We start from the raw sequence: 19,491 nt of genomic DNA, 5'->3' as shown, positions 1-19,491 counted from the left end.
GCCGGCTCGGCGGCAAACCCGGCACGCCGAATGCCCCTTGGCTTTCCACCCTCTTGCCTCTATGTTGCGATCGCAGATCGCGCAATTGGTTTTGAAATGCCTCCCGACATCCCAGCTAGTGAATTGAAAAAATAAGGAAAATACCTGGCAGCGGCCGGATATTCTTTCCGAAAACTCACAAGCATTTTTACCAGGGATAGCGCAGCCGGCACGGCTTGGGCACCTTCGAAAACCAGAGGTTGGAAATTGAGCGATGCAATTGCGGACGTTCTGAGCTGGCTTGAAAGCAGAAACGACATCCAGAGCCTGAGGGCGGCGGTGTGCGACCTCAACGGCGTCATGCGGGGAAAACGCATACCCGTCGAGCAGGCCCGCAAGGCGCTGGAGGGCAAGCTGCGCATGCCCTACTCGCTGATCGGGCTCGACATCTGGGGCGAGGACATCGAAGGCAACACGCTGGTTTTCTCGACCGGCGATGCCGATGGCCTTTGCCAATGGACGGGACGCGGTATCCTGCCGGTGGACTGGACCGCGCATCCGACCGCGCTTGTCCCGCTCTGGCTCGCCGACGAGAGGGGCGCACCCTATCTCGGCGATCCCCGGCGGGCGCTGGCCCGCATCCTCGACCGCTACAAGGCGCTCGGCCTGACCCCGGTCGCGGCGACGGAACTCGAATTCTACCTGGTCGATCCGCAGTCGCAGCGGCCGGTCGGACCTGTCTCGCCGGTCACCGGGCGGCGTCTCGATTCCGACGCGGCGCTGTCGATCGACGAGATCGACGATTTCGAATCCTTCATCCATGACGTCTACGAAGCCTGCCGGGCGCAAGGCATTCCCGTCGACACGGCGATTGCCGAAAACGGCGTCGGCCAGTTCGAGATCAACCTCAACCATGTCGCCGACGCCTTGCGGGCGGCCGACGATGCCGTGCTGTTCAAGCGCACGGTGAAGGGCATTGCCCGCAAGCACGGCTTTGCCACCTGCTTCATGGCGAAACCCTATGGCGACCGGGCCGGCAACGGCTTTCACGTCCATTTCAGCCTGGTCGACGCCGAAGGCCGCAACGTGTTCGACGACGGCACGGATCAGGGCTCGGAAACCATGCGCCACGCGGTCGGCGGCCTGCTGGCGGCGATGGCCGAGAGCACTTTGGTGTTCGCGCCGCACTTCAATTCCTATCGCAGGCTTCGCCCGCGCTCCTATGCACCGACCGCGGTCGCCTGGGGTTACGAGAACCGCATGGTCGCGATCCGCATTCCCGGCGGCCCGACCGGGGCGCGCCGCATCGAGCATCGCGTGTCGGGAGCGGACGCCAATCCCTATCTGGTGCTTGCCGCCATATTGGGCGCAGCCCTGATCGGCATCGAAAGACAGATGTCGCCGGGCGAACCGACCGGGAACGACGGACAAGGCGCGGCACCAGCCAAGCTGCCGCCGGACTGGGCCTCCGCGATCGCCACTTTCGAATGTGGAACGCATGTGGCGGAAATCTTCCCGTCGATCCTGCGCGACTCCTTCGTCGCGTGCAAACGCCAGGAGTTGAACACCTTTGCCCTCAATGTCAGCGACTTCGAGATCGAGACCTATCTCGAAAGCGTTTAAGGCCGCGCCATCGGCTGACCGCGCTCTCCGCCATGGTCGTCGGACCCCTGAGCTTCGTCGGCCTGATAGTGCCGCATCTTGCCCGGCTCGCCGGCTTTTTCCCGCGCAAGCGTTCATCTCGCGGGCGCGATGCTTCTGGGGGCCTTGCTGATGATCGTCTCGGACTGGCTGTCGCGCATGGCGGCCTTTCCCTACGAACTGCCGGCTGGGCTGTTCGCCTCGCTGCTCGGCGGGCCGTATCTCGTCTACCTGCTGGCCAAGGGCGTGCCGCGCCAGAGTTGATAGACCTGTTGCAGCGTGCCTCCGAGGCAAGCCTGGATCCCCGACAGCCGGCGCAAGACGTGGATCGAATTCTGCAGCAACCGGACGCAGACCTTGCCCATCGATCGAATCCGTCCGACATCTCATTCCAGCAGTGGAATCACCCCGCTTCGGTGATCTCATGAATGGAGCGCAATGATGGAACCAATCTGGGCCGTCGGCCTGATGACCGGCACCGTGCTTGACGGCAATATCGACGTCGCGCTGATCAAGACCGATGGCGAGCGGATCGACGATTTCGGCACCTATCGGCTGATGCCCTATCCCCAATCGATCCGCTCGCTGCTGGAAGAGACTCTGACGGCTGCACGGGCCTGGAATTTCGTCGGACCGGAACCGGCGATCTTCCGCAAGGCCGAGGAAGCGCTGACGCGTGCCCAGTCGGCAGCGGTGAAGGAATTGGTCGAGGGCTACAGCATGACGATGGCCGATATCGGTGTCGTCGGCTTCCACGGCCAGACCGTGCTGCATCGCGCGCCGCAGGTCGGACGGCTCGGCCAGACCCGGCAACTCGGCGACGGCGAGCTGATGCACGCCATTTTGGGCACCAAGGTCGCCTATGATTTCCGTTCGGCCGACATGCGCGCCGGCGGGCAAGGCGCACCCCTGGCCGCGGCTTACCACACCGCGCTGATGCGCAGCGCCGGGGCGAGCGGCGAGGTGGCCGTGCTAAACCTCGGCGGCGTCGCCAACATCACCTGGTGGGATGGCGCAGACAATGTCGTCGCCTTCGACACTGGACCCGCCAATGCGCCGCTCAACGATTTCATCAAGTCGAAGGGGCTCGGGGAAATGGACCGCGACGGCGCACTTGGCCGGGCGGGCACGGTCGACGAAGCAAGGCTGGCCAAGCTGTTGCAGCATCCCTATCTCAGCAAGCCCTACCCCAAATCGCTGGACCGTTTCGACTTTGGCGCCGCGATGGCGGACGGCTTGAATGCAGAGGATGGTGCCGCCCTGCTCACTGCCTTCACCGCCGGCGCTGTCGGCAAGGCGCTGGACCTCTTGCCGAGCCGGCCCAGAAAATTGGTGGTCAGCGGTGGCGGCCGCCACAACCCGACGATGATGGCAATGCTCGCCAGCCGAGCCGGTGTCGAGGTGGTGCAGGCCGAAAGCCTCGGCTGGAGCGGCGATGCGGTGGAGGCCGAGTGTTTTGCCTTCCTCGCCGTGCGCGTGCTGCGCGGCCTGCCGATCAGTTTCCCGAGCACCACGGGTGCGCCGCGGCCGATGCGCGGCGGAAAGCTTGCCGATTAAACCAGTTTCTTCTGCAGGAAGATGCGGCTGCGGCCGACCGGAAAATCGGCCAGCGCGCCGAAGGGTTGATAGCCCTGGCGCTGATAGACCTTGTCGGCGTTCGGGTTGAAGGTGTCGATCAACGCGCCATGGCAGCCGCGCGCCGCGGCTTCCTGCTCCGCAGCGTCCAGCATCTTGCCGGCCATGTGCTGGCCGCGCAGCCTTTCGTCGACCCACAGCCATTGGACGTAAAGCCAGCCCCAGGCTGTGTAGCCCGAAATGCCGGCGACAACCGCGCCATCTTCATCGCGTACGAACACAGCCAGCGCTTTCCTTTCGGATGCGCCGACATCGCCGTCGTTGAACGCCGTCAGGCGCTCGCCGAGAAAGGCCAGTTCTTCCGGCAAGGGGTTTGCCGTTGTTTCTAGGTTCGTCTTCATGGTTCTTTCCGGAAAGCTCGGCTGGATGGGAGTGGAGCGTTACGAGGCGCAAGACCCTGGTGCAATGTCTATGTCGGCTCTCGAACAGGTTGCGGATCTCCACCATTGCGGAATTCGGATGCGGCGATGCCGTAGCGCTTGAGCTTGTCGTAGAATGTCTTGCGCGGCACGCCGAGCGCGTCGATGGCCCCGCGCACATCGCCGCCATGGTCGCGCAGCGCGTCGCGAATGAGCTGTGCCTCATATTGCCCGACCCGCTCCGGCAACGCCGCCGAGGGTTCCGGCAGCCGCACGGTCGCCTCGGCTTCGTCGTCCGGGCCGAGACCGAGCGCCACCCGGTCGGCAAAATGGGCAAGCTCGCGCACATTACCCGGCCAATCATGCGACTGGAGATGATCGCTCACCGCGACGTTCACCTTTGCGACCGGCCGGCCGAAGCGCTCCGCCGCCTTGCCGAGGAAATGCCCGAACAGCATCGGGATATCGCCGCGCCGCTCACGCAGCGGCGGAATGCGCAGCGTCACCACGTTGAGGCGGAAATAGAGGTCCTCGCGGAAATCGCCGCGCTGGTCGGGCCGGCCGAGATCGACCTTGGTCGCCGCCACGACCCTGAGATCGAGGCGCCTGGTCTCGTTCGAGCCAAGCGGCGTGAGGCTGCGCGTCTCCAGGACCCGCAGCAGCTTGACCTGCAGGGCCGGCGGCATGGATTCGATCTCGTCGAGGAACAGCGTACCACCGCTGGAATGTTCAACGCGGCCGATCCGCCGCCGCTGCGCGCCGGTGAACGCGCCGGCCTCGTGGCCGAACAGCTCGCTTTCGATGACGGTCTCGGGCAGAGCACCGCAGTTCAACGCCACGAAGGGTTTTGCCCGACGCCGGCCCCACCGGTGCAAGAGATCGGCCACCACTTCCTTGCCGGTTCCGGTCTCGCCTTCCACCAGCACATCGACATCCATGTCGGCGATCTGGCGCAAGGTCTCGCGCAGGCGGCGGATTGAGGGCGCTTCGCCGATCAGCGGCAGGCCGTCGGCAGCTTGGGCCGCGGCTTCACGCAGGCGCCGGTTCTCCATCACAAGCCGCCGCTTCTCGCTCGCCCGTTTCAGCGCCTCGACGAGACGATCGCCGGCATAGGGCTTTGGGATGAAATCATAGACGCCGTCTTTCAGTGCGGCCACGGCAAGATCGACATCGCCATGCCCGGTGACCAGGATCACGGGTATGTCCGCATCGATCGCCTTGATACGATCGAACAGCTGCAGGCCGTTCATGCCCGGCATGCGGATATCGCTGACGACGACGCCATCGAAGTCCCTGTGGACGACAGCAAGCGCTGCCTCGGCGGCGTCGCGCGCGACCACCGTGAAGCCGGCGAGTTCGAGCAATTGCATGGTGGCGTGCAGCAGGTCGGCATCGTCGTCGACGAGCGCCACGAGCCCTGATCCCTCGTTCATTCAATTCGCCTTAAATCAATGGTGAAGGATGCTCCGGCGGCGCTGTCGGGATCGAGCCGCAGCGTGCCGCCCAATTCCTGGGCGATCTCCTGCGAGATCACCAGCCCGAGGCCGAGGCCCTTCTCCTTGGTGGTCTGGAACGGCATGAACAGACTGCTGGCAGTTTCCGGCCCGAGGCCGGGACCGTTGTCGCGCACAGAGATCAGCACCCTGTCGTCGCGCTCGGCAAGGTCGATCTCAATGCGGGGATCGGGCTGGTCCTTCATGGCGTCGAGTGCGTTCTGCAACAGGTTGACCAGGATCTGCTCCAGCCGGATGCGGCTTGCCATCACCATCGGCGATGCATTGCCGCGTGGCTTGACGATGGTGACGCCGGAATCGCGGATGCGCCCGGACAGCAGCGACAGGGCGCCGTCGATCGCCTCGCGCACCGGCAGCGGCGAAGCGGCGACACCGGGGCGGCGGGCGAAAGTGCGCAAGGTGCTGGTGATGGCGCCAATGCGTTCGGTCATCGAGACGATCGAGGTCAGATTGCCGCTTGCCGGTTCTGTCCTGCCGCCTTCGAGAAAGCGGCCGGCATTCTCGGCATAGGTGCGAATCGCGGCGACCGGCTGGTTGATCTCATGCGCCACGCCCGCAGCAATCTGGCCGAGGATGGAAAGCCGGTTGGCCTGGGCGAGATCGTCGCGCAATCGGCGGACCTTGGCTTCGGCGCTCTCGCGCTCGGCGATTTCGCCGGCGAGTGCGGTGTTGGAGCGTGTCAGTTCGGCGGTTCGCGAGGATACCCGGCTTTCGAGCTCGGCATTCATGCGCGCCAGCGCCTCCTGCCGCAGCCGGCGTGTGCGGCGGCGCCTTGTGAGCACATAAGCAAGCAAGCCGGTCAGCAGGAGCCCAAGCAGCGTCGTCAGGCGCGCCGTGTTGGCGGCAGACGAGAGGGCGGCGTCCGCCGGCGTCAGCAGCCAGAGGCGCCAGCCGGGGACCGCACCGGGCAGATCCTGCACCACCTCGACGAATTGGCGCGGCTTTCCCGAACTCTCGATCGTCGCCAGGCCGTCGCCGGCGCCGCGCCGCATCGGCAGCGGTTCGAAGGCGGCATCGGCCAACTGCAGCTGCTCATGGGCAGCGGCGGCATCTTGGGCGGAGAGCGGCGCCAGCGCATGAAACCGCCATTCGGGCTGGCTGGTGGCCAGAACGACGCCGCGTTCATCGGTGACGAAAACGAGGAACCCGCTGGAGTGCCAATTGGCCTCGACACCGTCGAGTTCGACCTTCAACACCACGACGCCCAGCGGCTTGCCGTTGTCGTCGACGCGACTCGAAAGATAGAGACCCGGCCGGCCGCTGATCGTACCCAGGCCATACTGGCTGGCGGAGCCCTTCGCCATGGCCTCGTTGAAATAGTGACGAAAATTATAATCGATGCCGACAAAGCTGGCCGGCTCGCCGGCATTGCTGGCTGATATAGCGATGCCCGCCGTGTCGATGACGTAGATGGCGGAGGCCGAGGCATCGCCGGCGATCGCCTTGAGCTTGTCGTTGAGGGCCGCTTCCTGCATGGTCCCGGCCCGGCGCAGCGCCCCGCGCACGGCATCGTCGCGAGCCAGCACCAAGGGAACCAGGCGCTGCTTCTCGATTTCGCCTGTCAGCGTTCCCGCCGCCAGCGGCAGGGCGGCAAGTGCCGTGTCGCGCAGGTCACTGGTCGCCTGGCCGGTGGCGATGCGCCCCGCGATGGCGATCGCGCCGGCCAGGATCGCAAGGGCGATAAGGACGACAAGCCAGCGGCCATCGCGCAGCCGGCCAACCGCCTCGCGCAGCATTTCACAACCGGCTGCGGAGCCGCTATCGGTGCCTGTCTGCGGCGTCTGCCCTCTCCTTTCCTAGAGCCCGCCACTCTAATGCGAAATTCCGCCCAGGCAAACGCCTTCTGTGCGGAAATCCGCACACACCTCCGACGAAGGCAGCTGAAGAACGCCCCGAATCCCGGGATTCCGGGCTTTCCCCGATCTGGCACGGCGCTTGCAAAACTCCCTCCAGCGGCGGGCGACCGGAACGCCGCGATGGGAGAAGTCACGCAGGGCGGGTTCCGTCCATCCGGCCAGGGAGAGTTCGATGCACATCGCAGACCAATCGGGCGCGGCCGCCGCGCAGCGCAAGCCCCTCTATGCCCAACTCTACGTGCAGGTGCTGGTGGCGATCACCATCGGCATCCTGCTCGGCCATTACTATCCGTCGATCGGCGAGAGCATGAAGCCGCTCGGCGACGCCTTCATCAAGCTGGTCAAGATGATCATCGCCCCGGTCATCTTCCTGACGGTGGCGACCGGCATCGCCGGCATGAGCGACCTGCAGAAGGTCGGCCGCGTCGCCGGCAAGGCGATGCTCTACTTCCTCACCTTCTCGACGCTGGCGTTGATCATCGGCCTCATCGTGGCCAATGTCGTGCAGCCCGGCGCCGGCTTCAACATCGACCCCGCGACGCTCGACGCCTCGACCGTCAACACCTATGCCGCCAAGGCGCATGACCAGTCGGTCACCGGCTTCCTGATGAACATCATTCCCGGCACGATCGTCGGCGCCTTCGCCGATGGCGACATATTGCAGGTGCTGTTCTTCTCGGTGCTGTTCGGCATCGCGCTGGCGCTGGTCGGCGACAGGGGCGCGCCGGTGCTCAACTTCCTGCAGGCGCTGATGGCGCCGATGTTCAAGCTGGTCAGCGTTTTGATGAGGGCCGCCCCCATCGGCGCTTTCGGCGCCATGGCCTTCACCATCGGCAAATACGGCATCGGCTCTGTCATCAATCTCGCCATGCTGGTCGGCACATTCTACGCGACGTCGCTGCTGTTCGTGTTCGTCGTGCTGGGTGCGGTCTGCCGTTACAACGGGTTCTCCATACTGTCGCTGCTCCGCTACATCAAGGAAGAGCTGCTTTTGGTGCTGGGCACTTCCTCGTCGGAAGCCGCCCTCCCCTCGCTGATGGAGAAAATGGAGAAGGCCGGCGCCAAGCGCTCGGTGGTCGGCCTGGTCATCCCGACCGGCTATTCCTTCAACCTCGACGGCACCAACATCTACATGACGCTGGCGGCACTGTTCATCGCGCAGGCGACCAACATCCACCTGTCGATGGGCGACCAGATCCTGCTGTTGCTGGTTGCCATGCTGTCCTCGAAGGGTGCCGCAGGCATCACCGGCGCGGGCTTCATCACGCTCGCCGCGACGCTTTCGGTCGTCCCCTCCGTGCCGGTCGCCGGCATGGCGCTGATCCTCGGCGTCGACCGCTTCATGTCGGAGTGCCGGGCGCTGACCAACTTCATCGGCAACGCGGTCGCCACGCTGGTGGTGGCACGCTGGGAAGGCGAACTCGACGAGGCCAAGCTGGCGAGAGCCCTGGCTGGAACAGCCGACGACAGCCTGCCGGCGGACATCGTTCCCGCCGAGTGATCCACAGGAACGCTCGATAGCGAATGGCCGGAGGCATCAATGCCTCCGGCCATTTTCATGCCTCGAAGACGTCAGGCGGCGTGCGTTCTGCCAGTGGCGCCAGCGCCTTGCCGTCGGCGGCGAACAGATGACAATGGGACGGATCGACCTGCATCGCGATTGCGCGGTGCAGCGGGGTGGTGTCGGTGCCTTCGGTCTGCACGACAAGCCTGGCCGTCTCGCCGATATCGGCATGCAGGATGGTCAGGCCGCCGAGCCGTTCGGCCAGCACCGTCTCGCCCTTGAACTGGCCGGCATCGACGATGCGGATATGCTCCGGCCGGATGCCAAGCAACACTTCGCTGTCCGGACCAAGCTTTCCGGCCTCGACCGGAACGACCAGGCGGGGCCCGCCCGGCAGGGCAACCGCAACGCCATTCCCATCCGCCGACATGACCCGCACCGGCAGCATGTTCATCTTCGGTGAGCCGATGAAGCCGGCGACGAAGACATTGGCCGGGCGATTATAGAGATCGAGCGGAGAGCCGACTTGCTCGATCGTGCCGCCGTTGAGGACGACGATCTTGTCGGCCATGGTCATCGCCTCTGTCTGGTCGTGGGTGACATAGACGATGGTGGCTGCGAGCCGCTCGTGCAGTTGCATCAGTTCCAGCCGCATGTTGACGCGCAGTGCCGCATCAAGGTTCGACAGCGGCTCGTCGAACAGGAAGACTTTCGGCTGGCGCACGATGGCGCGACCGATGGCGACGCGCTGGCGCTGGCCGCCGGACAATTCCTTGGGCCGCCGGTCGAGCAGATGCGACAGCTGCAGCACGTCGGCCGCGGCCTTGACCTTGGCGTCTCGCTCGGCCACCGGCAGGCCGGCGATCTTCAGCGCGAAGCCCATGTTCTCCGCCACCGTCATATGCGGATAGAGCGCGTAGGACTGGAACACCATGGCAAGGCCGCGCTCGGACGGATCGACCTCGTTGATGCGCGCGCCATCGAGCATAAGCTCGCCCGCGGTGATCTTCTCCAGGCCCGCGATCATGCGCAGCAGCGTCGACTTCCCGCAGCCGGACGGGCCGACGAAGACGACGAATTCGCGGTCGCCGACGTCGAGGTCGACGCCCTTGATGACCTCGGCATTGCCGTAGGACTTGCGCACGCCCCGCAGCTTGAGCTCAGCCATTGAAGTCCCTCCTCTTGTCCGGGTAGGTGCTTGGACCGACAGGCATGCGGGCCGCCAACGCACCCAAATCATCAAACAGCACAAGGCTGGCGGCGCCGACCAGCCCGGCATGGCGGCCAAGCTGCGCCTGGACGACCGGCACGTCGCGATAGGCGCGCATGGCGCGCTGCCGGATGGTCGCCTCGATGACCGGATGCATCAGGTCGAGGCCATTGGCGATGCCGCCGCCGACGACCAGCACGTCGGGCGAGTAGAGATGCAAGAGATTGGTGAAGCCGACGCCCAGCCAGCGCGCCTCCTCCTCGAGCAGGGCCAAGGCGAGATCGTCCTGCAGCCGCGCGGCCTCGACCACGTGGCGGCCCGTGACCTCGCCGTTGGCCGAGAGGCGGCGCAGCGTCGAGCCGTCAAAGGCTGATGTCGCGGCGTTGGCGCGGCGGCCAAGTGCCGTGCCCGAGGCGATGGCCTCGAAGCAGCCGACGACGCCGCAGACGCAGCGCTCGCCCTCATTGGTGATGGTCATATGGCCGATCTCGGCGGCCAGCCCTCGGCGGCCATGGAGGATTCGTCCGTCGGCAACGACGCCGCCGCCAATGCCGGTCGAGACCGTGACGAAGACGAGCGAGCGGGCGCCATGGCCGGCACCGAAGCGCCATTCGCCAAGGGCCGCCGCGTTGGCGTCGTTCTCCAGCCGCACCGGCAGGCCGAGCCGGCGTTCAAGGATATCGGCCAGCGGCACATCCTGCCAGCCGGCAAGCGTTGGCGGCCCAACGGCAATGCCGGCCAGCGGATCGAGCGGTCCAGGCGCGCCGACGCCGACGCCGACAATGGCGAGCCCCGGCGCTTCGGCGTGAACCGTCGCTGCCAGTGCCTCGATCTGGCCGATCACCACATCGGGTCCGGCCTGCGCCTGCGTCGGCACGGCGGCAAAGGCCAGGATCTTGCCGTCACGGTCGACCAGGGCGGCCCGAAGCTCGGTGCCGCCAAGATCGATCGCAAGGGCGGCTTCAGTGCTCATGCCGCGACCTTCAGCCCATGCAGCCAGCCGATGCGGCCGGCCAGATCCTTGTCGCCAAAGGCGAGCGAACCGAGCACCACGGTCTCGGCGCCGGCGGCACGCAGCTGCGGCACGGTCTCGTGGCGGATGCCGCCATCGGCGGCGAGAACGACGGCAGCCTCGCGACCAGCCTCTCGCAGGATGGCGCGGGCAGCACCCAGCCTGTCGCAGGCTGTCTCCGACAGGCCCTGGCCCTTGACACCGATCGCGGTGCCCAGCAGCGTGACGAAGGCGACCTCCGAGACGAAAGGCTTTACCGCCTCGACCGCCGTCTCCAGCCTCAGCACGACGCCGGCTTCGGCGCCGAGCTCACGGGCCAGTCGAACGGCCCGCAATCCCGCTTCGCCGTTTTCGGCATGGACGCTGATCATGTCGGCGCCGGCCTCGATGAACTGGCGCGTCTGGGCTTCGACGATTGCCGCATCGACCATCAGATGGACGTGGATGGGTTTGGCCGTCAGGCCGGCGATGCGGGCGACGAGATCGGGGAAGAACAGGAAGGACGGGGCGAAGTGGCCGTCCGCCACATCGATGTGATGCAGATCGACATAGGGCTCGATGCGCTTCAAGTCGCTCTCGAAATTGGCGAGGTTGGCCGACCAGAGCGAGAATTCGGCGATCAAGCGATCGCGCGGCAATGCGGCGATGGCGGCCGGGCCTGACAGGGGCTTTGAAGTCATGATTGGTCCTGGTTGTTGAAATGTCTGTCGAGAAAGCCGCCGATGGCGGCGCGGATTTCGGCGAAATGGCGATCTTTGTCGGAGGCCTTTGGCGTGACCTCGGCGAAGACCGCATTGGGGATGGTCTGGGCGAGCTCACGGGCGGTGGCCAAGGGATGGACGAGGTCGATGCCGCTGCCGATGATGAGCGTGGGTATTGCGAGGCTGGCGGCTTGCGCCCGCGTCACGCCGGGCCCGTCATTGGCGATCGCCTGCATGACCTCGGCAAAGACATCAGCGTTTTCGCGCTGGAAGAAGCCGAGCAGCGAGGCGAGATTGTCCGGCGCCTCCGTGCGAAAATGGGCTGATGTCGCGGAGGACGCGAAGGCGTCTCGGGCCTCAGCCAGTGGAAGCCGGCGGATGAGTTCCGCCACTTCCGTGTAAGGGCGCATGTTTTGCGGCGCCGCGGCGAAGGCCCAGGCGGGACGCACCAGCACCAGCCCAAGCACGCGGTCCTGGTGGTAGGCGGCAAGCCGCAACGCGATCGCCGCCCCCATCGAGATGCCACCGGCGATGAAGCGGTCGAGCCCGGCCGCATCGGCGGCGGCCAACACGTCATCGGCGAACATCGCGATCGAGAATGGACGCTTGCTGCCGGCGCCAGAAGCGCCCTGCGCGCGGCATTCGACGGTGAGCCGGCGGCGCAACACGCTATCGGGAAAATTCTGCGCCACCTGCACTTCATCGCCACCAAGACCATGCTGGAAGACGACGGGAAGCCTGCCCTGCCCCGTGTCGAAGACATGAAGGGCGGCATCGTCGCGACGCATGACCGTCGGCGCGGCGCTCATCAGAGCAGCCCCCGCAGGAAGGCGGCGACATCAGGCGCCTCATCAGCGGACAGGCCGTGGGTGATGAGCGCCCGATCGAAGCCCACCGCTTTCAACCGCGCGACGAAATCAGGAAAGTCGACGATGCCTTGCCCCGCCGTGGCGAAGCAGCCGTCACCATGCCGATCCTTGGCATGCGCCATGGCGATGTTGCCGGCGGCCTCCTCGATCGCGTCCGCAACGATCGCACGCGCTTCGTCCGGCGTCGCGTGCTCGAACAGGTTCGCCGGATCGAGCACGATCTTGAGATGCCTGGAGCCCATGTCGGCGATCAGGCGCGTCGCATCCGTAGCGGAGGTGACAATATTGGCCTGCTCGGGCTCGATGCCGAGATCGACGCCGGCTTCTTCCGCCAACGCCAGCGCTTTCGCCATCTCGGCAGCCATGTCGGACCAGGCGGACGGTGTGGCATTGTCGGGATGATAAGCCCATTGATCGGCGCCATTGCGCGAGCCGGTGCAGAGCGTGACCAGTGGGATATCCAGGGCAGCCGCCGTCTCGATGACGACGGCAAGGCGCCGCAGGCCGTCGTCGCGCACCGCCTTGTCGGGATGCGCCATATTGTAGGTGCCCGACAGCGCGACGAGCGAAACGCCCGATAATTGCGCGGCAGCGCGGATGGAAGCGATGGCATTCGCTGGTACCGCATCCGGCATCGACGGCAGGCCGGCGCAGGCGAGGTTGAACTGCGTCGTCTCGTATCCGGCCTGCTTCACCGCAGCCAGCACAGCGGCCGGGTCGCTGCCCGCAAAAGTCTTGGCGAAGATGCCGAGGCGCATCAGACCGAACCCGAAACCGACGCGAGCTCGACCCGCTCGCCGGATACAACCGAGCGGGCAATCGCCACCATGGCGCGGATCGAGGCGATGCCGTCCTCGACATTGGCGCCGCGCATCGGCGCGCCGTTCAGTACGGTATCGGCAAGACCTTCCAACTGGCGGCGGAAGAAATGGCCGTCGGCGCCGAGCGGTTTGCGCGAGGTCGCGTCCTTCTCATGGAAGATGTCGACCTCGCTGGCGCGGAAGTACCAGGGGTTGAATGTCTTGGCGATGACCGAGCCGTTCTCGCCATAAAGCTGAAACCCTTCGTGCCAGTCCATGCGTACGGCCACTGTAAGATCGAGATGGCCGAGCGCGCCGCTGGCGAATTCCGTCTCGACGAACCAGCAATAGGCGCCGAATCGTTCGTTGAGGCGGGCGCGCACGGCGGTGATCTCTCCGCACAGGAAGCGCGCGGTATCGACGAGATGCGAGCCGTGCGCCAGCATGAAGTACTGCCGCAAATCGGCCTTTGGATTGCCCGAAGGTTTCTTCGCCAGCTTGCTGGTGACGGGCAGCGGCTGAATGGCATCGGTGTTGGTGTAGCGATGGGTGGAATCGCAATACCAGGCCTTCAGCGCCAGCACCTCGCCCATCTCGTCGCGGACGAAGTCGCGGGCCGCCTCCAGCGCCGGGTCGAAGCGCTTCATGTGACCGACCTGCAGCACCTTGCCGGAGCGTTTCACCGCTGCCGCGAGAGCCTCGCCTTCCTCGACGGAGGTGCCGATCGGCTTTTCGCAGAGAACATGCTTGCCGGCATCGAGCGCCTTGATGGACATCGGCACGTGATAGGCGTCAGACGTCGCCACGATCACCGCCTCCAGCTCGGGATCTCCGAGCATCGCGTCATAGTCGGCATACATCTTCCGCGGCTCGTAGGTGGCGCCCATGCGGGCGAGCAGGTCGGGCGCCGCGTCGCAGATGGCGTAGAGGTCGGCATTTCCGGCCTTCGCGCAGGACTGCAGATGCGCGAACTGCGCGATGGGGCCGCAGCCGAGCACACCGACCCTGAGGCGTCTGTCTTGTTTCTTGATCATCGTCTCGTTCTTCAGGCGCCGTAGCCGCGCATTGTCTGGCGGTTGGTCTTGACCGCGCCGGCGGGATCGGCGGCGGCCGTTTCGGATTCCTCTTCCAGCACCAGCCAGCCGTTGAAACGCGGCGCGGTGTTCGCGATCTCGATGACCGCCTGGGTGTCGCAGACGCCTTCGCCCAGCATCGCCCAGGTACCGTTGGCGTCGACGTCCTTCAAATGGATATAGCGGATGCGGTCGCGATAGGTGCTCAGCGTGTCGGCCATGTCCTTGTGGCCGCGCAATATGTGGCCGGTGTCCGGCACCCAGCCGACCAGCTCGGGGTCGAGCAAGGCAAAGATCTTGTCGTAATCGGTGCGATCGAACAGCAGCGTGTTGTGGTGCGAACTCGGATGCACCGCGACTTGGACACTGGCCTTGCGGCCAAGCTCGCCGGCCTTGTTGTAAACCTCGGCGGCGATGGCGAACTTGTCGTCGCGCGGCCCTTCGGACACCACGGTTGCCGACCCCATCGACACCAGCGCGCCGGGAAAGGCGGAAGCGAAATCGATCCAGCGCTGCGCCGCCTCGAGGTCGGCGCCGATCTCCTCCTTGAGCGTGAAACCGCTCTTTGAACCGAAGGCAAAGGAGACGAGCGTCAGGCCGGACGATTTCAGCGCGGCGGCGAACTCCGACGGCCGGCCAGCGTAGCGGCCGATCATGGTGTCGGTGATCTCGATACCGGCATAGCCGCCATCGGCGATCGCCTTCAACAGATCGTCGGGGCCGCCGGTCCAGGCTTTTCCAAGCATTTCCCAGGTGAAGGTCTGGCAGCCGACCTTGAGCTTCGTCTGTGTCATGTCGTTCATTCCTTGACGCCGCCCTGGGTCAATCCCTCGATGATGTGGCGCTGGAAGAACAGCACCAGAAGGATCAATGGCACGGTCACCACGGCGGAGGCCGCGGCGATGTCGCCCCAGGGGACATAATAGAGGTTGGTGAAGTTGGCGATGCCGACCGGGATCGTCTGCCGGTCGATGTTGGAGGTGAAGGCGAGCGCGAAGAGGAATTCGTTCCACGCGGTGATGAAGGCAAGCAAGCCTGTCGTCACCAGGCTCGGCAGCGACATCGGCAGGATGATGCGCCAGAGCAGGCCAGGTACGCTGACGCCGTCCATGCGCGCCGCCTCGTCGATCTCGCGCGGCAGCGTCTCGAAATAGCCGAACAGCACCCAGGTGACGAGCGGCAGGCCGAGCGCCAGGTAGGTGATGATCAGCGCCGTGTAGGTATCGAGGAGGCCGAGATTGGTGGCGACGAGGTAGAGCGGGCCGACCAGCGCGATCTGCGGGAACATCGACACCGACAGGATGACCATGAGGACACCGAAGCGGCCCTTGATGTTGAGCCGCGACAGCGCGAAGGCGGCCAGCGAGCCGACAAACAGGCACAGAAAAGTCGTTGCCAGCGAGACCACCAGCGAGTTCCAGACATAGCGGTGAAGCTGCTTCTCGAAGAAGGCGTTGTAATAATGCTCCAATGTGAAGGGATGCGGGATCAACGACGGCGATCCCGAGGTCAGCATCTTGTCGAGCTGGAAGGAGGTCGAGAACTGCCAGAGGAAAGGGCCGCCCGACCAGATGAGGATCAGCAAGGCGCCGACATAGATGGCGAAGCTCTGCAGCGGTGAGCGCGTCTCGTTCATTGCGCCCTCCTGATCTGGCGGACAAGGAAGACGACGAAGACCAGCGCGATGATGCCCTCGGTGATGAACATCGCCGTCGACACGGCCGAGCCGTAGCCGAACTGCAGCGTCGAGAAGAGTACCTTGTAGGATAGGGTCGATAGCGTTTCGGTGGAATTGGCGGGGCCACCGCCGGTCAAGACATAGACAAGGTCGAAGACGCGGAAGGCATCGAGCGCGCGGAACAGGCCGGCGATCAGCAAGGTCGGCATCAGGAGCGGCAAGCGGATATGCCAGAAGGTGATCCAGCCCTTTGCGCCGTCCATGCGCGCCGCCTCGATCAGCGAATTGGGCACCGTCTGCAGACCGGTCAGAAGCAGCAGCGCCATGAACGGCGTCGTCTTCCAGACATCGGCGATGATGATGGTGATCATCGCCGTGTCGGGCGAGCCGTACCAGTTGATGTTCTGGTCGATCAGCCCGGCATGCAGGAGGATGTAGTTGACGATGCCGTTTTGGCCGTCGAACAGCCAGCCGAACATCTTTGAGGTGACGACGGTAGGCATCGCCCAGGGCACCAGCATGGCCGCGCGGACAAGCCCTCGCCCCTTGAAGGCTTCGCACAGGATCAGAGCCATGCCGAGCCCGATCACCGTCTCCAGCACCGTCGAGGCGGCAGTGAACCACATCGTGTGCCACCAGGCGTTCCAGAACTGCGGGTCGCCCCACAGCTGCACATAGTTGGAAAAGCCGATGAAATCCTGATCCTGCGTGATCAGCGAGGTGTTGGTGAGCGAAAGATAGAGCCCGTTGACGATCGGGTAGAAAGAGACTGACGCCAGCGACACGAAGGCCGGCGTCAGCAGGACTAGGGCCCAGAAGGCGCCGGGGAGCGCCCTGCCAAGCCGCCGCGGTCGGCCAGCGCCTGAAATCGTGGCGGCCGCGGTCATGGTCAGGCGACGATCTTGTTGATCTGATCGGCGAGCGCGTCCATCTCGGCCTGCACCTTGCCGGAAACCAGCGCCTTGGAGATGCCGGACTGCAAGGCGAGCGTCACCTTGGCGTATTGCGGCGTGATCGGCCGCGCCGTGGCACCGGTGAACACTTTCTCCAGGCTCGCCATGAAGGGCTGTTCCTTCTTGATCTGCTCGTCCTGGAACAGTGCCGGACGTGTCGGCGCCAGGCCGAAGTTCAGCGCGATGCGATGCTGGGTCTCGGTCGACGACAGCCAGGTGAGCAGCTCGATCGCGGCCTCGCGCTGCTTGGAGTTGGCATTGACGCCAAGCTGGTAACCGCCAAGGCAGGCCGAGCTCTTGCCGCCGGGGAACGATGGCAGCGGCGCCACGCCAACCTTGTCGACGACCTGCGAAGCCTTGGCGTCCTGCGCGATCGGGTAGACATAGGACCAGTTGCGCATGAACATCGCCTTGCCCGAGGTGAAGGGCTGGCGCGATGGCTCCTCGTCCCAGGACAGCACGTCCTGCGGGCTGATCTTGGTGGTTGCGATGGTGTCGTGCAGGAACTGGATCGCCTCGACCGCACCCTTCTGGTTGATCAGCGACGACTTGCCGTCGGGCGCCAGGATCGCGCCATTGTTGGAGGTGATGATCTCGACGGCGTCGCAGACCAGGACCTCGGCCTGCTTGCCCTGCCAGAGATAGCCGAAGTCGACATCGCCGGCCTTTTGCGCCGCAGCGGCGATGGTGGCCATGTCGGCCCAGTTTTCCGGCACCTTGCCGCCGTGCTTTTCCAACACATCCTTGCGGTAATAGAACATGCCCGAATCCATGAACCAGGGAAGGGCCGTGAGCTTGCCGCCATAGGTACAGGCGTTGAGGGTTCCGGTGAAGTAGGCGCTGCGCTTGTCGGCCGGGAAATACTCGTCCAATGGCAGCGCCCATCCGGCGGCGGCAAAGCCGGCGATCCAGATCACGTCCTGGCTAAAGACATCGGGCGTGCCGTTGCGGCGGGCGAGTTGCTGCACCAGCCCCTGGTAGACTTCAGTCGAAGAACTCGGCGGCGGCAGCTCGATGTTCTTGACCAGGATGCGATCCTGCGATTCGTTGAAGGCCTTGATCAGGTCGCCGAAGGTCTCCTTGCCGAAGAAGGCCGCGCTGGCGAAGCTGATTTCGGCGCGCGACTGCGCACGGGCGCGGCCAATGCCGAGGGACGTCCCCGCCCCGAATGCCGCCGCGCCGAGCAGGCCGGCGGAACCGATGAGAAACTGGCGACGATCGGCGATCGTCACATGACCCACAGGCTTAGGTGCGGCGGTCGGCCGTTTTTTCATGTCTGTCATTTTCTCTTCTCCTCCTAGGGCTGGCAGCCTCCCGATGTCGCGCCAGCATTTCCGCATGTTCTATAAAAATTTTACGCGCGTCAATATTTAAAATATTGTATAGCGTTTTTCGAAGGCGATCCATTGCCAGGGCAGTGGATTCGGCAAAGCATGACCATGTTGGGAGGACCGATCGAAAATGCAGGCAAAATCAAAGGCAAAGCTCGCAATCGGCGTTATCGGATGCGGTAACATCTCGATGACCTACCTGCGCAATGCCGCCCTTTTTGGCGGAATCGAGTTGCGTGCATGCGCCGATATCTCCGCCGATATGGCGGCGTTGCGGGCGAAGGAATATGGCATCGAGGCGCTTGGCGTCGATGCGCTGCTGGCCGATCCCGAGATCGATCTTGTGCTTAACCTGACCATTCCCGCCGCACATTTCGACATTTCGCTTTCCGCACTTTCGGCCGGAAAACACGTCTTCACCGAAAAGCCGCTGGCGACATCGGCCAGCGACGGGCGGCGGCTGGTGGCGGAAGCGGCCAAGCGGGGCGTCCTGCTCGGGTCGGCGCCCGATACATTCCTTGGCGCCGCCGGCCGTCGGGCGCGGCGCCTGATGGACGAGGGCGCCATCGGCCGCCCGGTCACCGGCACCGCCTTCATGATGGGGCGCGGCATGGAGCACTGGCATCCCAACCCGCAATTCTACTACCAGCCAGGCGGCGGCCCGGTGTTCGACATGGGGCCCTATTATCTGACCATGCTGGTCAATCTGCTTGGCCCGGTCGCGCGCGTCATGGCGATGGCGACGCGCGGCCAGGAGGAGCGCCTGATCACCGCGGAAGGACCGTTCAAGAACACCACCTTCAAGGTCGGCACGCCGACCAACGTTTTGTCGCTGCTTGAATTCCGCTCCGGCGCCACTGTTACCTTCGGTGCTTCATGGGACGTCTTCAAGCATTCCAATCATCCGATCGAACTGCATGGCACGGAAGGCTCGCTGCGCCTGCCCGATCCCGACACGTTTGGCGGCACCGTCTCGCTGTCCGAACGCGGCGCGGAGTGGAAGGAGTTCGCCAGTGAAAGCGAACTCTACGGCGCCCGCAACTGGCCCTATGCGGCACCTGACCGCGCCAATTACCGCATGCTCGGCGTCGCCGATCTCGTGCGCTCGCTAGAGACAGGCGCGACGCCCCGCGCCTCCGGCAATCTGGCGCTGCATGTGCTTGAGATCATGGAGGCGATCCTGCGCTCAGGCGAAACCAAAAGCTCGGTCGCCGTTGCCGGTGACGTCGTCCAGCCGGCGCTGCTGACCGAGGACGAGGCAAGCAGCCTGCTCGCATAGAGTCGGATGATTTCAGGTCGAATCGACCCGAAATCATCCGACTGTGAATCAGAGAGATAGAGCATGATGTCGTCCGAAAACCGCTTCACACTTTTCG

18 protein-coding genes are annotated in these 19,491 nt (G+C 64.9%); 5 read left to right on the top strand and 13 right to left on the bottom strand.

What is annotated here, in order from left to right:
- Window positions 1–246: 246 nt before the first annotated feature.
- From AC1VON_RS14365 to AC1VON_RS14355, 3 genes are all read left to right on the top strand, one after another.
- Entirely contained in the window at window positions 247–1,602 is a 1,356-nt protein-coding gene (locus AC1VON_RS14365; RefSeq protein WP_483123755.1) for a glutamine synthetase family protein, read from the top strand.
- Between the two features lie 129 nt (window positions 1,603–1,731).
- Window positions 1,732–1,884, top strand: coding sequence for an iron chelate uptake ABC transporter family permease subunit (locus AC1VON_RS14360; RefSeq protein WP_483123751.1), 153 nt, complete (start codon window positions 1,732–1,734; stop codon window positions 1,882–1,884).
- A gap of 177 nt (window positions 1,885–2,061) precedes the next feature.
- On the top strand, window positions 2,062–3,177 hold the full coding sequence (locus AC1VON_RS14355) for an anhydro-N-acetylmuramic acid kinase (protein ID WP_483123748.1): 1,116 nt from the start codon (window positions 2,062–2,064) through the stop codon (window positions 3,175–3,177).
- Here the strand turns inward: AC1VON_RS14355 and AC1VON_RS14350 are convergent.
- The 3 genes from AC1VON_RS14350 to AC1VON_RS14340 all read right to left on the bottom strand — a co-directional run bounded on the left by AC1VON_RS14350 (window position 3,174) and on the right by AC1VON_RS14340 (window position 6,864).
- Entirely contained in the window at window positions 3,174–3,596 is a 423-nt protein-coding gene (locus tag AC1VON_RS14350; RefSeq protein WP_172351537.1) for a GNAT family N-acetyltransferase, read from the bottom strand. The two genes, AC1VON_RS14355 and AC1VON_RS14350, sit on opposite strands and share 4 nt — an antisense overlap.
- A gap of 68 nt (window positions 3,597–3,664) precedes the next feature.
- A complete protein-coding gene (locus AC1VON_RS14345) occupies window positions 3,665–5,047 on the bottom strand; it encodes a sigma-54-dependent transcriptional regulator (protein WP_172351538.1) in 1,383 nt (460 codons plus the stop codon).
- On the bottom strand, window positions 5,044–6,864 hold the full coding sequence (locus AC1VON_RS14340; RefSeq protein ID WP_172351539.1) for a sensor histidine kinase: 1,821 nt from the start codon (window positions 6,862–6,864) through the stop codon (window positions 5,044–5,046). The genes AC1VON_RS14345 and AC1VON_RS14340 overlap by 4 nt, the downstream gene beginning before the upstream one ends.
- A 292-nt stretch (window positions 6,865–7,156) precedes the next feature.
- Here AC1VON_RS14340 and AC1VON_RS14335 point away from each other — a divergent pair, with 292 nt between their 5' ends.
- Window positions 7,157–8,485 (top strand): dicarboxylate/amino acid:cation symporter, encoded by a 1,329-nt coding sequence (locus tag AC1VON_RS14335; RefSeq protein ID WP_172351540.1) that lies wholly within the window; start codon window positions 7,157–7,159, stop codon window positions 8,483–8,485.
- 55 nt (window positions 8,486–8,540) lie between these two features.
- Here the strand turns inward: AC1VON_RS14335 and AC1VON_RS14330 are convergent, their stop codons facing one another.
- Genes AC1VON_RS14330 through AC1VON_RS14285 form a run of 10 tightly spaced genes read right to left on the bottom strand, consistent with a single transcriptional unit; the run spans window position 8,541 to window position 18,067 of the window.
- Window positions 8,541–9,656 (bottom strand): ABC transporter ATP-binding protein, encoded by a 1,116-nt coding sequence (locus AC1VON_RS14330; RefSeq protein ID WP_172351541.1) that lies wholly within the window; start codon window positions 9,654–9,656, stop codon window positions 8,541–8,543.
- Complete coding sequence (locus AC1VON_RS14325; RefSeq protein ID WP_172351542.1) at window positions 9,649–10,671, bottom strand: ROK family protein; 1,023 nt, start codon at window positions 10,669–10,671, stop codon at window positions 9,649–9,651. Before AC1VON_RS14325 ends, AC1VON_RS14330 begins: the two co-directional genes overlap by 8 nt.
- Window positions 10,668–11,390: a ribulose-phosphate 3-epimerase gene (locus AC1VON_RS14320; protein ID WP_172351543.1), complete on the bottom strand. Its 723-nt coding sequence runs from the start codon at window positions 11,388–11,390 to the stop codon at window positions 10,668–10,670. The genes AC1VON_RS14325 and AC1VON_RS14320 overlap by 4 nt, the downstream gene beginning before the upstream one ends.
- Complete coding sequence (locus AC1VON_RS14315) at window positions 11,387–12,220, bottom strand: alpha/beta fold hydrolase (protein WP_172351544.1); 834 nt, start codon at window positions 12,218–12,220, stop codon at window positions 11,387–11,389. Before AC1VON_RS14315 ends, AC1VON_RS14320 begins: the two co-directional genes overlap by 4 nt.
- Window positions 12,220–13,038 (bottom strand): sugar phosphate isomerase/epimerase family protein, encoded by an 819-nt coding sequence (locus AC1VON_RS14310; RefSeq protein WP_172351545.1) that lies wholly within the window; start codon window positions 13,036–13,038, stop codon window positions 12,220–12,222. The genes AC1VON_RS14315 and AC1VON_RS14310 overlap by 1 nt, the downstream gene beginning before the upstream one ends.
- Window positions 13,038–14,114 carry a Gfo/Idh/MocA family protein gene (locus AC1VON_RS14305; protein WP_172351546.1) on the bottom strand — a complete coding sequence of 359 codons (1,077 nt, stop codon included), beginning with the start codon at window positions 14,112–14,114 and terminating at the stop codon, window positions 13,038–13,040. Before AC1VON_RS14305 ends, AC1VON_RS14310 begins: the two co-directional genes overlap by 1 nt.
- Window positions 14,115–14,125: 11 nt before the next feature.
- A complete protein-coding gene (locus tag AC1VON_RS14300) occupies window positions 14,126–14,947 on the bottom strand; it encodes a sugar phosphate isomerase/epimerase family protein (RefSeq protein WP_483123734.1) in 822 nt (273 codons plus the stop codon).
- A 5-nt stretch (window positions 14,948–14,952) separates the two neighbouring features.
- Window positions 14,953–15,789, bottom strand: coding sequence for a carbohydrate ABC transporter permease (locus tag AC1VON_RS14295; protein ID WP_483123731.1), 837 nt, complete (start codon window positions 15,787–15,789; stop codon window positions 14,953–14,955).
- Entirely contained in the window at window positions 15,786–16,718 is a 933-nt protein-coding gene (locus AC1VON_RS14290; protein WP_483123730.1) for a carbohydrate ABC transporter permease, read from the bottom strand. The genes AC1VON_RS14295 and AC1VON_RS14290 overlap by 4 nt, the downstream gene beginning before the upstream one ends.
- 2 nt (window positions 16,719–16,720) lie before the next feature.
- A complete protein-coding gene (locus tag AC1VON_RS14285; RefSeq protein ID WP_140769269.1) occupies window positions 16,721–18,067 on the bottom strand; it encodes an ABC transporter substrate-binding protein in 1,347 nt (448 codons plus the stop codon).
- A gap of 178 nt (window positions 18,068–18,245) precedes the next feature.
- Here AC1VON_RS14285 and AC1VON_RS14280 point away from each other — a divergent pair, with 178 nt between their 5' ends.
- Window positions 18,246–19,394 carry a Gfo/Idh/MocA family protein gene (locus tag AC1VON_RS14280; protein ID WP_483123725.1) on the top strand — a complete coding sequence of 383 codons (1,149 nt, stop codon included), beginning with the start codon at window positions 18,246–18,248 and terminating at the stop codon, window positions 19,392–19,394.
- Window positions 19,395–19,491: the final 97 nt, after the last annotated feature.

The sequence above is a fragment of the Mesorhizobium sp. HAY1-8B genome (assembly GCF_056868045.1).
This window is presented reverse-complemented; position numbering and strand designations above follow the sequence as displayed.

Bases quoted from the DNA above. Each gene is read 5' to 3' on its own strand.
- AC1VON_RS14335 (WP_172351540.1), top strand. From the start codon at position 7,157: ATGCACATCGCAGACCAATCGGGCGCGGCCGCCGCGCAGCGCAAGCCC.
- AC1VON_RS14280 (WP_483123725.1), top strand. From the start codon at position 18,246: ATGCAGGCAAAATCAAAGGCAAAGCTCGCAATCGGCGTTATCGGATGC.
- AC1VON_RS14330 (WP_172351541.1), bottom strand. From the start codon at position 9,656: ATGGCTGAGCTCAAGCTGCGGGGCGTGCGCAAGTCCTACGGCAATGCC.
- AC1VON_RS14325 (WP_172351542.1), bottom strand. From the start codon at position 10,671: ATGAGCACTGAAGCCGCCCTTGCGATCGATCTTGGCGGCACCGAGCTT.
- AC1VON_RS14285 (WP_140769269.1), bottom strand. From the start codon at position 18,067: ATGACAGACATGAAAAAACGGCCGACCGCCGCACCTAAGCCTGTGGGT.
- AC1VON_RS14355 (WP_483123748.1), top strand. From the start codon at position 2,062: ATGGAACCAATCTGGGCCGTCGGCCTGATGACCGGCACCGTGCTTGAC.
- AC1VON_RS14340 (WP_172351539.1), bottom strand. From the start codon at position 6,864: ATGCTGCGCGAGGCGGTTGGCCGGCTGCGCGATGGCCGCTGGCTTGTC.
- AC1VON_RS14290 (WP_483123730.1), bottom strand. From the start codon at position 16,718: ATGACCGCGGCCGCCACGATTTCAGGCGCTGGCCGACCGCGGCGGCTT.
- AC1VON_RS14295 (WP_483123731.1), bottom strand. From the start codon at position 15,789: ATGAACGAGACGCGCTCACCGCTGCAGAGCTTCGCCATCTATGTCGGC.
- AC1VON_RS14320 (WP_172351543.1), bottom strand. From the start codon at position 11,390: ATGACTTCAAAGCCCCTGTCAGGCCCGGCCGCCATCGCCGCATTGCCG.
- AC1VON_RS14305 (WP_172351546.1), bottom strand. From the start codon at position 14,114: ATGATCAAGAAACAAGACAGACGCCTCAGGGTCGGTGTGCTCGGCTGC.
- AC1VON_RS14345 (WP_172351538.1), bottom strand. From the start codon at position 5,047: ATGAACGAGGGATCAGGGCTCGTGGCGCTCGTCGACGACGATGCCGAC.
- AC1VON_RS14310 (WP_172351545.1), bottom strand. From the start codon at position 13,038: ATGCGCCTCGGCATCTTCGCCAAGACTTTTGCGGGCAGCGACCCGGCC.
- AC1VON_RS14300 (WP_483123734.1), bottom strand. From the start codon at position 14,947: ATGACACAGACGAAGCTCAAGGTCGGCTGCCAGACCTTCACCTGGGAA.
- AC1VON_RS14350 (WP_172351537.1), bottom strand. From the start codon at position 3,596: ATGAAGACGAACCTAGAAACAACGGCAAACCCCTTGCCGGAAGAACTG.
- AC1VON_RS14315 (WP_172351544.1), bottom strand. From the start codon at position 12,220: ATGAGCGCCGCGCCGACGGTCATGCGTCGCGACGATGCCGCCCTTCAT.
- AC1VON_RS14360 (WP_483123751.1), top strand. From the start codon at position 1,732: ATGCTTCTGGGGGCCTTGCTGATGATCGTCTCGGACTGGCTGTCGCGC.